The 11,932-nt window shown below is 39.1% G+C and carries 12 protein-coding genes and 1 pseudogene; 8 read left to right on the forward strand and 5 right to left on the reverse strand.

Annotation, left to right across the window (positions count from 1 at the left end; genetic code table 11):
• The first annotated feature begins 103 nt into the window (after nt 1–103).
• The 3 genes from tftA (at nt 104) to AAZO_RS17555 (ending at nt 4,137) form a co-directional block, all read left to right on the forward strand.
• Nucleotides 104–1,456, forward strand: a complete 1,353-nt coding sequence (gene tftA, locus AAZO_RS17545) for a hormogonium tapered terminus morphoprotein TftA (RefSeq protein WP_013192256.1) — start codon at nt 104–106, stop codon at nt 1,454–1,456.
• Nucleotides 1,457–1,717: 261 nt separating this feature from the next.
• Entirely contained in the window at nt 1,718–3,175 is a 1,458-nt protein-coding gene (locus tag AAZO_RS17550) for a carotenoid oxygenase family protein (protein ID WP_013192257.1), read from the forward strand.
• A 110-nt stretch (nt 3,176–3,285) separates the two neighbouring features.
• Nucleotides 3,286–4,137, forward strand: a complete 852-nt coding sequence (locus tag AAZO_RS17555) for a lysophospholipid acyltransferase family protein (protein ID WP_013192258.1) — start codon at nt 3,286–3,288, stop codon at nt 4,135–4,137.
• Between the two features lie 63 nt (nt 4,138–4,200).
• Here the strand turns inward: AAZO_RS17555 and AAZO_RS17560 are convergent, their stop codons facing one another.
• On the reverse strand, nt 4,201–5,391 hold the full coding sequence (locus AAZO_RS17560; RefSeq protein WP_013192259.1) for an HhoA/HhoB/HtrA family serine endopeptidase: 1,191 nt from the start codon (nt 5,389–5,391) through the stop codon (nt 4,201–4,203).
• Between the two features lie 248 nt (nt 5,392–5,639).
• On the opposite strand from AAZO_RS17560, the gene AAZO_RS17565 reads away from it, so the two are divergent.
• Both AAZO_RS17565 and AAZO_RS17570 read left to right on the forward strand, forming a co-directional pair.
• Nucleotides 5,640–6,047 (forward strand): metal-sensing transcriptional repressor, encoded by a 408-nt coding sequence (locus AAZO_RS17565; RefSeq protein ID WP_013192260.1) that lies wholly within the window; start codon nt 5,640–5,642, stop codon nt 6,045–6,047.
• Nucleotides 6,048–6,066: 19 nt separating this feature from the next.
• Nucleotides 6,067–6,333, forward strand: a complete 267-nt coding sequence (locus tag AAZO_RS17570; protein ID WP_041641350.1) for a hypothetical protein — start codon at nt 6,067–6,069, stop codon at nt 6,331–6,333.
• 286 nt (nt 6,334–6,619) lie between these two features.
• On the opposite strand, the gene AAZO_RS17575 is transcribed toward AAZO_RS17570, so the two are convergent.
• Both AAZO_RS17575 and AAZO_RS27170 read right to left on the reverse strand, forming a co-directional pair.
• Nucleotides 6,620–6,865: a helix-turn-helix domain-containing protein gene (locus AAZO_RS17575; RefSeq protein WP_081462818.1), complete on the reverse strand. Its 246-nt coding sequence runs from the start codon at nt 6,863–6,865 to the stop codon at nt 6,620–6,622.
• Nucleotides 6,866–6,998: 133 nt separating this feature from the next.
• Nucleotides 6,999–8,018: pseudogene (locus AAZO_RS27170) on the reverse strand (IS701 family transposase).
• Between the two features lie 128 nt (nt 8,019–8,146).
• On the opposite strand from AAZO_RS27170, the gene AAZO_RS17585 reads away from it, so the two are divergent.
• Nucleotides 8,147–8,365: a hypothetical protein gene (locus tag AAZO_RS17585; protein WP_013192262.1), complete on the forward strand. Its 219-nt coding sequence runs from the start codon at nt 8,147–8,149 to the stop codon at nt 8,363–8,365.
• 758 nt (nt 8,366–9,123) lie between these two features.
• On the opposite strand, the gene AAZO_RS17590 is transcribed toward AAZO_RS17585, so the two are convergent.
• Nucleotides 9,124–9,417, reverse strand: coding sequence for a hypothetical protein (locus AAZO_RS17590; protein WP_013192264.1), 294 nt, complete (start codon nt 9,415–9,417; stop codon nt 9,124–9,126).
• A 426-nt stretch (nt 9,418–9,843) separates the two neighbouring features.
• Here AAZO_RS17590 and AAZO_RS17595 point away from each other — a divergent pair, with 426 nt between their 5' ends.
• Nucleotides 9,844–10,314, forward strand: a complete 471-nt coding sequence (locus tag AAZO_RS17595; protein ID WP_013192265.1) for a DUF4079 domain-containing protein — start codon at nt 9,844–9,846, stop codon at nt 10,312–10,314.
• A 70-nt stretch (nt 10,315–10,384) separates the two neighbouring features.
• Here the strand turns inward: AAZO_RS17595 and AAZO_RS17600 are convergent, their stop codons facing one another.
• Entirely contained in the window at nt 10,385–11,044 is a 660-nt protein-coding gene (locus AAZO_RS17600; protein ID WP_041641355.1) for a DUF1997 domain-containing protein, read from the reverse strand.
• A 182-nt stretch (nt 11,045–11,226) separates the two neighbouring features.
• Between AAZO_RS17600 and AAZO_RS17605 the strand changes: the two genes are divergently transcribed.
• The gene (locus AAZO_RS17605) at nt 11,227–11,910 is read left to right on the forward strand and encodes an NAD(P)H-binding protein (RefSeq protein WP_013192267.1); all 684 of its coding nucleotides are present in this window, start codon (nt 11,227–11,229) and stop codon (nt 11,908–11,910) included.
• Nucleotides 11,911–11,932: the final 22 nt, after the last annotated feature.

An 11,932-nucleotide genomic window follows, 5' to 3' on the forward strand; every position in this document is an offset into this window, starting at 1 on the left:
TTTTCCTAATGACTAATGCCAACTAACAATTATATTCTTGTTCTCAGCCCAGAATAATCGCTAAAATTGCATACGCTGGAGCTTAACAACTGGAATAACCAAAATGGGACGTATTTTCATTTCGGCGGCGCATGGGGGCAGGGAAGCGGGTGGAATTGATTCTGGTGCGATCGCAGGTGGTACAACTGAAGCAAAAGAAATGATTCTGTTACGGGATTTAATTGTTACAGAAATTAGAGTGCGTACGGTGGAAGTCTTAGCTGTTCCTGATGATTTAAGTGCTGCTCAAACTATTACCTGGATTAATTCTCGCGGTCGAACTGGTGATGTCGCCGTAGAAATTCACACCGATGCTGCTGGTAGTCCTACAGTTAGGGGGGCTGGAGTTTTTTATATTGCTAACAACAATCAACGCAAGCAAAATGCAGAAATGGTGCTGATGGGATTGTTACGTCGTGTCCCTCAATTACCTAATCGTGGAGTTAAACCCGATACAGATAGCGGCTTAGGTAGTTTACAATTCTGTCGTCAGACAAATGTCCCTGCTTTATTAATGCAAGTAGGCTTTATTAGCAGTCCAGATGATCACAGTTTGTTACAAACTCGTCGCCGTGATTTTGCTTTAGGAATAGTGGATGGATTGGTGGCTTGGAGTAGGGCAGTTGACCCTAATCCGGGAACTCCCCCACAACGAACTTATCCACCCATTAATATTAACATTAATGGTCGAAATTATGCAGAGCAAGGTGTATTGATTAATGGTAACTCTTATATCCCTATTGATTTAGTAGATCGCTTACGGATTGATTTATCCAAATCACCTAATGTTGTTCGTGTTACCTATCAGCGAGTAGTTTACATTAAAGCCATTGAACTTCGAGAGTTTAATGTTTCTATTGAATGGGATAGTGCAACAAAAACTCTGAACCTACGTTCAATTTTATCAGTTTGTCCAGGACAAATTAACCAAATTGTTTCTAATGGTAATACCACAGAATTACAGCTACAATTATTTTTGCGAAATAACAATGAAAATGCTCTCGTCCAGTTTCCTGATATTCCCAAACTCTATCGAGAAGAAGCGGCAATGGAAGGAGTAAATCATGATATTGCGTTTTGTCAGATGTGTTTGGAAACTGTCTTTTTACGATTTGGTAGTGATATTAAACCTCAACAAAATAATTTTGCTGGTTTAGGTGCAATAGGTGGTGGAACACAAGCAGCTTCTTTTTCTAGTGCCAGAATTGGAGTGAGAGCGCATATCCAACATTTAAAAGCCTATGCCAGTTTAGAACCTTTGGTACAACAAGAGGTAGATCCTCGGTTTAGATTTGTAACTAGAGGTGTAGCTCCTTCTGTTGATCAGTTATCAGGAAGATGGTCAGCAGACTTAGATTATGGTACTAAAATTAAAGCCATGTTTAAAAGACTTTATGAATCAGCAAAATTGATTTAATCAGGCAGTTATCAGTTATCAGTTATCAGTTACTAGCCAAAAAGAGATAGCTAGTACCACCGTGAATTCAAAATGCTTTTTTCAGAAGAGCTACCCTAACAAATATATCTCCTTCGGAGACCCTACGCTAACAAAATTCAAAATGAATATGGCCTTAGCTTTTCAGAGATTTGGAATGGTTGGTTTATTTACGCCGTACTGTACTAGTAGGTAATTGAGAAGAACTCGTAATCAGCAAAACTCTATAGCAGCAAAATTACTATGCAAACAATTGATAAAAAGTCAAATAAAAAAAGTTGGGCAAAAGCTATATCTCAACCTGCAACTGAATTTCCTCCTACACAATTATCTGTTCTCGCGGGTAAAATCCCTGATGGTCTACGGGGTACACTTTACCGCAACGGTGCAGCCAGATTAGAACGGGGTGGTGTATCAGTAGGACACTGGTTTGATGGGGATGGGGCTATTTTAGCTGTCCATTTTACCGATGCTGGTGCTACCGGGGTTTATCGCTATGTGCAGACTGCTGGTTATCAAGAAGAAACTGCTAGGGGTAAGTGGCTGTATGGTAATTATGGTATGACTGCACCGGGGGCTATTTGGAATCAATGGCGAAAACCAGTCAAACACACAGCGAATACTTCGGTTTTGGCATTACCTGATCAACTTTTAGCCTTATGGGAAGGGGATAATCCCTATGCACTAGATTTAGAGTCTTTAGAGACCAAAGGTTTAAATAATTTAGGTGGTTTGGCTAAAGGACAACCCTATTCTGCTCATCCTAAAATTGACTATGGAACAGGAGAAATCTTTAATTTTGGCATGAGTCCGGGTCCTAATGCCATACTGCATATTTATAAAAGTGACTTCACTGGTAAGATTCTCAAAAAAGCAAAGTTGACCTTAAAAGGTTTTCCCATAATACATGATTTTGTGTTAGCAGGACAATATTTAGTATTTTTTGCTCCTGCGGTGCGGTTAAATATTTGGTCTGTTCTGTTTGGAACTAGTACCTATAGTGATTCCTTAACCTGGCAACCGGATCAGGGAACTAAGATTATAGTGATTGATAGAGAAACTTTGTCTGTAGTCAGTCGTGGTGTAACTGATCCTTGGTTTCAGTGGCATTTTGCTAATGGTTATGTTGATGATAGCGGTACAGTAATTATTGATTTTGCGAAATATGCAGATTTTCAGACTAATGAATATTTGCGCCAAGTAGCGACCGGGGAAACTCAAACAGTTCCTAAAAATACTTTGACGCGGGTACAAGTTAATCCACAATCTGGCAAAGTAACGGGAATTGAAACTTTGTTAAATAGAACTTGTGAATTTCCTCATGTTCCTACCAAAAATGTGGGTAAGTTCTCTCGTTATAGCTATATGTCTATTTTTCGGGAAGGAACAGATACAAAGGGAGAAATCTTAAATAGCATTGCTAGTTTTGATCATCAAACTGCAACTCTGACAGAAGCTAATTTACGTGAAAATCTTTATCCTTCTGAACCTATTTATGCTCCTGATCATCAAAATTCCCACCGAGGTTGGGTCTTAACTGTGGTTTATGATGGTAATACTGATAGTAGCGAAGTTTGGCTATTTAATAGCAATACTCTAGGTGGGGGCAGTCCACGCTTGGATGAAGAACCAGTTTGTAAAATAGGATTACCCAGCGTTATTCCCCACAGCTTCCACGGTACTTGGAAACCTGGGGACTAGGTACTGGGGAGTGGTTACAGGTTAAAAGTTTTTGGTAACTCATGCCCACCCAACTGAAGATTTTTCGGAAATGATTTAAGATTCTTAATTTATCTTAATACAAGCTCTCGATGTTACAAATAAAACATACCCAGAATACAAAACCAGGGTGGTCTTTGGAGGAGCGAGATCCAAAGTTCATTGAAAATCTCATGCCTATATTGGGCATTTTGTATAACTACTATTTTCAAGTCCAAACTAGTGGCTGGGAAAATATCCCAGAAGGAAAAGTCCTCTTTGTCGGTTCTCACAACGGGGGACTCGCATCACCGGATACATCAATGATGCTGTACGACTGGTTGCGTCGGTTTGGTACCCAAAAACCAATTTACGGTTTGATGCATCCGAAAGTCTGGGAAGTTTTTCCCCCAGCGGCAGAAATGGCTATGAAAGGCGGTGCTATTATGGCTCATCCCAAAATGGCTTATGCTGCTTTGCGTTCTGGAGCTAGTATATTAGTTTATCCTGGTGGAGCAGAGGATGTATTTCGACCTCATCAAATGCGAGATAAGATTTACTTCGCTGACCGTCAGGGTTTTATAAAAGTAGCACTGCGGGAGAATGTACCGATTGTTCCAGCAATTTCCTGGGGAGCCCATGACACCTTGATTGTGTTAACTGATTTGTATAAAATTATGCAGCAATTTCATAAATGGGGTATGCCTTGGCTTTTTGATGTAGATCCCTTAGTGTTTCCTGTTTATTTGGGATTACCTTGGGGTTTAGCTGTCGGGCCTCTGCCTAATATTCCTTTGCCTGTGCGGATGTATACCAGGGTTTGTCCACCCATAGTTTTTGAACGCTATGGAAAAGAAGCGGCAAGCGATCGCACTTATGTGAATAAATGCTATGAATTAGTCAAAAACCAAATGCAGCAACAATTGGATAATTTAATCAAGTTAGCAAGTGAAGAAAGGGTGTAGGGTGTAGGGTGTAGGGGAAGAATACCTTTTGTCACCTATCACCTGTCACCTGTTCCCTTCTACCTACTGAATATCTTTCAACTCAGCAGTACGCACTGAAAGTATTTGTGTTTGATTACCTCGTTGCACTTTTAGCTGGAAAGTTTGACCTAGACGACTATCTTCTACTACCCTTTGCAATTGATCGGCGCTTGTAATTACTTGATCATCAATTTTAACAATGACATCTCCGCGACGGATACCCGCAGTAGCAGCAGGAGAACCGGGTACAACCCTCATCACCAAAACGCCGCGCACTTCTGGAATCTCAAACATGGAATTTGGATCAATGTTATTTTGTTGCGCTAACTGGGGTGTCAATGTCACCATTTGTACGCCCAAATAGGGGTGAGCAACTTTACCATCTCGTTGCAATTGAGTTGCGATGGCCTTAGCTTTATCAATAGGAATTGCAAACCCAATCCCCATAGCATCTGCACGAATCGCTGTATTTATCCCAATCACTTCTCCTTCAGCATTTAATAAAGGACCACCGGAGTTACCAGGGTTAATAGCAGCATCAGTTTGAATGAAATCTAAACGTTTATCACTAATTCCCACTTGGGCACTAGAACGTTTTAAGGTACTAATAATACCTAAAGTTACAGTATTATCAAATCCTAAAGGATTTCCCACTGCGATCGCCCAGTCTCCCACCTGGACATTCTGAGAAGAACCTAAAGAAGCAACAGGTAAATCATTACCAGCATTAATCTTAACCACCGCCAAATCAGTCACTTCATCAATACCTTTAACTTTACCTTCAAAAGTGCGGCCATCTTTGAGGCGGACTGTCACCTTATCAGCTTGATCAACTACATGAGCATTAGTCAGAACTATCCCGCTTTTATCGAAAATAAACCCAGAACCCAGACCGCGTAATTGTTCAGTCGGTGACTGTTGAGGAAACCCATCACCAAAAAACCTCCGCAAAAACGGGTCATCCATCAAAGGATCAGTAGGACGAGTAATCGTCCGTTCTGTATCAATCCTGACCACAGCCGGTCCAACACGATTCACTGCAGCCGTCACAAAACTACTATTACCAATAGCCGCAGCCACAGGAGATGATTTTTGAGGAACCAGAGGAGGAGCAGGTTCAGCTTGAGATGGCAAAACTTCCAAAGAAGTAACCGTCAGCAAAACTCCTAGGAAAATCGCTAAAACATGGGTACTAACTTGGCGTATAGACCGGGGTAATTTGAAAATTTGCATAGTCACAACCTAATCAAAGACAGGGTATAGAGTGTAGGGAACAAGAATAACAGATTGCAAAAATGATATTTCGATTTACTGACTATCTTTAATCAAGTTACTGGAATATTCAGCAACCAGGCTATTATGGAAATTTGCCAGTACTAGGTTCGGTTATTCCACCAACCTCAAATTCAAAACCCAAAATCTCAAATCTCTATAGGCGCTCTAGGTTAGGATCTGAAATAATACCAAAACTGTGATCACTCATGAATGGATCAAACCGATTAATAGAAGAATCCTCATCTTCATCTCAGAAAGCAGAACACACATACCATCACTATCACGATCACAACCACGAACATACAGATCATACTGCGGTGGAAGGCGAATCCGTTCATCCTCATATACATAGTGAAGAATCTTTACGGCGTATTGTTAACCGAATTTCACGAATAGAAGGACATATTCGCGGTATAAAAACAATGATACAACAAAATACTCCTTGTCCTGATGTTTTATTACAAATTGCCGCTGTTAGAGGTGCATTAGATAAAGTAGCACGGATTGTTTTAGATGAACATTTAACCGAGTGTATAGGTAGAGCAGCACAAGAAGGTAATATAGATGTAGAAATAGCCCAACTTAAAGCTGCTTTAGACAGGTTTTTACCTTAGCGAACTCATAAAAAATCAGTTGCCATCATCTGCCATCATCAACTGGGAAGATCAAATTCAAAAAGAAAAAATGTTTAGCTTGGGGAAACTTGTTGCCGGAATAGCTGAAGAACTTAATAATGCTATCAATTTTAACCATCCTAATCTTCCTCATGCTCAACGATATATCACAGACTTAATAAAATTAATAGACCTTTATGAAAAAAATCATCTCAACATTGACACAGAAATAGAAATAAAGATTTTTACAAAACTAATTGATCTAAATTTTATTAAATCAGAATAGAGACGTCGGAAAATTTACAAATGAGTCTGTATCTGGCTTTCCATAGTGTTAAGATGAGGAAAGAGCCAAGGAAAGAATCAGGGTTGGGAATAGTAACTGATAGTTCCTATCCATGAAGATGTTGATGACAAATTCATAACTGACCTCATATCCATAACATGTATGAAATGGGCAAAACTAATGAACCAATTCCTAATGTGACTAAACCACCAATAGTTAGTAAGAATTACTTGTGAGTAAATTGGGGAATCCAGGGTAAATCTTTGTTGAGGTACCTGGAATATTTTTACAAGTCTAATGACCTGTTCAACAAAAATACCCTTGGTGGAAAACTCTTTGTTTCCTGCATTTTGTTCTGAGTCGCCATGATATAATTGCTATCATGTTTTTCTAGCTGTTCACGGAGACTAGGAGGGAAAACATCTCGTAATATCTCTAGCCAGTAATGAAATGTGTCCTTTGCTTCCGTTTTCCATATACCGAAATGCAAACCTAAAACCTCAAATGGTGGCATCTTCCTCAAATAGAACAAGCATAGACATACCTATTCTTTTATCTCTAGTTTCCGTTTCCCCCCTCCTCCTTTCTGATTTATACGTATCCAGGACTTACGCAACTGGCACAAATAGGGGGCCGGATGTAGCCCTGGCACGCAACAATTGAACTCAAACCAAGCAAATAGGAAGACTTGGGCGTTTTAGTTGCTGAATTAAATAATTAGAAAGCAATCTATGCTTGTTTTGATAAACAGTTTAACCAGTTTTATAGGCTAAATTCTTTAATCTAATCCAAACCAACATTGCACAAGCAATATGATTTCTCTAAAGCCTAGCTTTACGACATTGACAAGATTCAATACCAGTTATTTGTTTAATCTCTCGGTGAAAATACTCGATTTTTCCAACGAATTTTACATACCTCTTGTACAACATTCGTAGAACTTTGAGATAAATCGTTAGTAGCGATATAATCCGTTCTGTTGGTAGAAACAGCAACCCGGAATAGTTTCACTTTTTTCTGAGCGGGAAACCCTTTAATTTTTATAATTTTACCACATTCTAACTCTTCAGTACTCCATTCTCATAATTTAATAGGTTTATCTTTTTCTTTGGCAAATGTATCATCAACTAACCGATCCTTTTCTAAAGGGCAATAATAAATTTTGTCTAACCTACTCAATATAGAGCATGAAACTGTTTACTGCATACCATGTGCCCATAAAAACCGTATCAGACGGTAAAAGCTGATGATACACAAGGTTGTGCAGCATATCTTTCACATAGTCTATCTTGGTTTTACCATCCACATCAGGATTAAAAATGCGGTAATCTATTCCCCAAAATCTTTGAACTTTAGGATTCACATATACACAACTGACTACACCAATTCCTTGGAGTATGCCATGTTCATTACCACTATATTATCTCCTCACCATCTCTATTTCTTCAGAATATCTTTCGTGTAAAACAATATCATCAAATATGATGTACCCATTACCATCAGGTTCTACTACCTCTTTCACCTTATCCCATAGTAAACGAGATGTTAACTTTTCGGTTTTTAAATAATAGTTAATTACATTATGGCTAATACTTTCTAAATGCTCTGCTCAATTAGTAATTGTATATATAATTAATTTGACTACTTTATAAGTATTGGTAGTAATCAAGTTTAGTAAATCTCATTACCGTCAGCAACATTTATCTAATACAATCTCCTACCTATTTTCTCATGAATATTTGAATAATGTTTCCTGTTGCAGCTACTTCTTATGGGTTGATAAAGCTTTCGGTATCCGATTTATTTAATACCGATGTACTATATTTCACCCATCGCCTGTGCCAGTTGCCTAAGTCCTGTTTATTTTGAACCAATTGAACCTGCATTTTGCTTAAAAATATCACGGTTGGCTTCTGAAAAATTTGAGATGCTTTGTATTGTTGATATCAGTTATGTACGTAACGAACCAGCAATGGAAACAGGAATTGGTGTTTCAATAGTGGTGCAAAATATTGAATCCCTTGCTATCTAATGAATTTAAGCTCGTATTAAGTATTAATTTTGCATAGCAAGTCTAGGATAGCCAAACAAAAAAGCTGAAGAACACCCATGGCGTGTCCCTTTTTGACAAGAAAAAAGACTTTAGGAAATTCGGAGGTACTTGTGAAGTCAAGAGCATCCCTAAAAGTCCCAAAATCATTCAGCGTGGCAATGATCCAAACTACTTCGAGATTGTCCTGGTGAAAATGGAAAACTGGACTTTGAAGAATTCAAAAATGAGTTGACACAAGTAGTACTAGAAAAAGTCGAGGATCAATACTAATAGATAGTGCAACAGTAAAAAAATTTAACTAAACTCTAAGGCATCCACCATCCGTATATTAATATAAGGAAGAAATAGAAATGGAAATTGATTACCTAAGTAGGTAGACACAAATAAACATAAGTATGTAACAAAATGTAAATTACTGGAAACCCTTGGGATTGCTTGATTCCCCTTTGCTGCATTCGCCATGACATGGTTATAAATTTTTCCGCCCACCTACTTATATAATGACGAAGGCGATGAGATAGAAGCTATCGCCAAAGGCTACCGAAATGATGTGTATGTAAAAACCACAACCGGGATGTACCACGTCCATGTTTACGACATAGTCCGATTACAGCAGGACTTTGAGAGCGAGTAGCAAGAGCAGGGGTATTATTCCATCAATCACAACTTAATACTGGTGGAAGAAGTATCGAGGAAGGTGGTGGTAAACACGGTGAAAAAACTGGAGGGGGAAGGAGTTATTGAGGTATCCATGAGCAACCAAAGGGATTGAGAAGAGATTTTTCGCGAATAATAGTGCCCAAAGAGGGAATATTTCCAACCTGAGAAATCCCGTCACGGATATATTCAAAAAAGCTAATTCCTAACTTACGAGTAGTAGCAACAAGAGACATAAAAGTATCCCAAGCCTCAGTCCCCTCAAGAATCTGAGTGGCATAACTAATATTACGCTGTTGCACCATCGTCCTAGCAACTAACTCAGCCGGGTTATTATGTAATGCTAATTCAGGATGCTCTAAAACATATAGCAACTCGGAAATTTTGAGCTGCGTTAATCGTTTTCGCTTGAGGGGGCGACAAGAATCGTCAAAGTATTACTCTTTAGCTTTTGTGCTGTCTTGATATACAACGACCTTAGACTATCACTTAGTTAGATTAGTGATTTTGGAGACATAAACCGTACTGTGCACTAATTATTCTCTCAGTATCCCTGGTTTTGGATCATTTTTTCCTTGGATTACTCTAAGTCACAGTAATAGAGGACCAAAGAAATCTACTACTGTGCTTTCTGTGGGACAGGAAGCCCAGACTCTACCGTCAGGTCAGTTTGGGTAGTTCACTCTGAGATTGTTTAACCACTTTCCCAAGAGGCAAGAAGAAATCCGGGTACGGAGTAGTGATTGCGAAACTAAGGTATGCTAAGTTTTATTAAGATTTAATCATTGGATGAACACACGATGAGCCTTGAACTTTCTCCAGCAGTGAAATACGGGTTGAACTTCTTTCACCCAGCAATCATGTGGATATTATTAGCATTATCCTTGTATGCAGCTTACTTAGGCTTACAAATACAGCGTACCAGAAATGCTCAAGGTGAAGAGAAAAAACAATTGATTAAAGGCAAATATACAATTAAACACCACCAAATTGGGTCGATTCTCTTAGCTTTGATGGTAGCGGGTTCAATTGGAGGTATGGCTGTTACTTACATCAATAACGGCAAATTATTTGTTGGACCCCACCTGTTAGCAGGCTTAGGGATGACAGGTTTGATAGCACTTTCCGCGTCTCTATCGCCCTTTATGCAAAAAGGAGCAAATTGGGCGCGGGCGACTCATATATTGCTGAATTTCAGTATTTTAGGTCTGTTTATTTGGCAAGCGTTTTCTGGTGTAGAAATTATCATCAGAATTCTTACCAAAGAATAGTCATGAGGCAGGAGGCAGGAGGCAGGAGAAAGATAAACATTCCCTGTTCCCTGTTCCTAATGACCAATGACTAATGACGCTTTTTCTTAGAATTGACCAGAAAGGGGATACCGAGAGACTGATGAAAATCTTCTTGGACTTTGCGGGTTAAGCGACAGGAGACTTGACGGACAATTTGATTAAGTAATCGATCCCCTGTAGATTGAATTAAAGAATTTGGTAAACGCTTAATAAAGCTAGGAAAATGAAGCTCAACCATCAAATCTAATTCCCATTCTACCCGTGTCATCTCAGGCAAACTTTCTACCAATTCCATGCATGCATTATAGTCCACATGATAACCAGGAGCTTGATAGTTTTGGATGGGAATTGTACGGATACGGTATTTACCTTCCTGTGGGTCCAACAGTTCCAAACCAATTTTTGGTTCAACTTCATAACCAAAAGCACCAAACCGACCAATTACCAACCCATAGCCATTATCACCCAAAGGTTGTACCGTCATCGGTTCAGCACAGTGTGCAAACCATGAAGAGTGACTATTAAGATATTCAGCCACCTTTTCAATCGGGGCATACATTTCCATGCAGTCTTGATGATGACTATAAAATTTACTTGGTCCCGAATGGCTCTTTTTCGATAGAGTTTCATCTACTGCGACACTTGAACCCACTAGTAAAACTGATTCTGTTCTTTCCAAGGATTGACATTCCCAGTTATTTGCTACCATAATAAATGCGTTTTTTGTATAGTTGGCAGTTTGTCTATATTTAGAATTCCCAATTACAGAAAGATTTTTCACACAAAAATGTAAATTTCATGAAAACATCAATAAACTGTCATCAACTCCATAGAACCACTACAATTAAGAACGAAACCAGTACACATTAGTTTGCTAGTATAGCGTCAATCATGAAAATATTTGTAGCAGGTGCAACAGGTGAAACAGGTCGTCGCATAGTACAAGAGTTAGTAGCCAGAAATATCAAAGTCCGTGCCTTGGTCAGGGATTCAGCAACAGCCAAAGCTATTCTGTCTCCTGAAGTCGAGTTAGTTATAGGTGATGTATTACAAGCAGAAAGCCTGACTGCGGTTTTAGGTGATAGTACGGTAGTAATATGCGCTACTGGTGCAAAACCCAGTTTCGACCCCACAGCCCCCTATAAAGTAGATTTTGAAGGTACAAAAAATTTAGTAGAAGCAGCTAGAACCAAGCAAGTTGAACATTTTATCTTAGTTTCTTCTTTATGTGTTTCTCAGTTTTTTCATCCCCTAAACCTGTTTTGGTTAATTTTAGTGTGGAAAAAGCAAGCTGAGGAATACATCGAAAAAAGTGGACTCACCTATACAATTGTGCGACCTGGAGGGCTGAAAAATGAAGATAACTCTGATGCCGTAGTAATGGAGGGTGCTGATACTTTGTTTGATGGTAGCATCCCCCGGCAAAAAGTAGCTCAGGTTTGTGTAGAGTCTATCTTTGAACCTGCTGCACGCAATAAAATTGTGGAAATTGTCGCTAAACCTGAAGCTACGCCCAAAACCTTCCAGGAATTGTTTCAACAAATAGGGAATAGGGAACAGAGAAAAAGTTATTAATGACTAACGACTAACGACTAAC

The sequence above is a fragment of the 'Nostoc azollae' 0708 genome (genome assembly GCF_000196515.1).
Taxonomy (GTDB): Bacteria; Cyanobacteriota; Cyanobacteriia; order Cyanobacteriales; family Nostocaceae; genus Trichormus_B; species Trichormus_B azollae.

Excerpts from the sequence above, each read along its gene's own strand:
- AAZO_RS17550 (WP_013192257.1), top strand. The coding sequence starts at position 1,718 with ATGCAAACAATTGATAAAAAGTCAAATAAAAAAAGTTGGGCAAAAGCT.
- AAZO_RS17555 (WP_013192258.1), top strand. The coding sequence starts at position 3,286 with ATGTTACAAATAAAACATACCCAGAATACAAAACCAGGGTGGTCTTTG.
- AAZO_RS17595 (WP_013192265.1), top strand. The coding sequence starts at position 9,844 with ATGAGCCTTGAACTTTCTCCAGCAGTGAAATACGGGTTGAACTTCTTT.
- AAZO_RS17600 (WP_041641355.1), bottom strand. The coding sequence starts at position 11,044 with ATGGTAGCAAATAACTGGGAATGTCAATCCTTGGAAAGAACAGAATCA.
- AAZO_RS17605 (WP_013192267.1), top strand. The coding sequence starts at position 11,227 with ATGAAAATATTTGTAGCAGGTGCAACAGGTGAAACAGGTCGTCGCATA.
- tftA (WP_013192256.1), top strand. The coding sequence starts at position 104 with ATGGGACGTATTTTCATTTCGGCGGCGCATGGGGGCAGGGAAGCGGGT.
- AAZO_RS17585 (WP_013192262.1), top strand. The coding sequence starts at position 8,147 with ATGTACTATATTTCACCCATCGCCTGTGCCAGTTGCCTAAGTCCTGTT.
- AAZO_RS17565 (WP_013192260.1), top strand. The coding sequence starts at position 5,640 with ATGAATGGATCAAACCGATTAATAGAAGAATCCTCATCTTCATCTCAG.
- AAZO_RS17560 (WP_013192259.1), bottom strand. The coding sequence starts at position 5,391 with ATGCAAATTTTCAAATTACCCCGGTCTATACGCCAAGTTAGTACCCAT.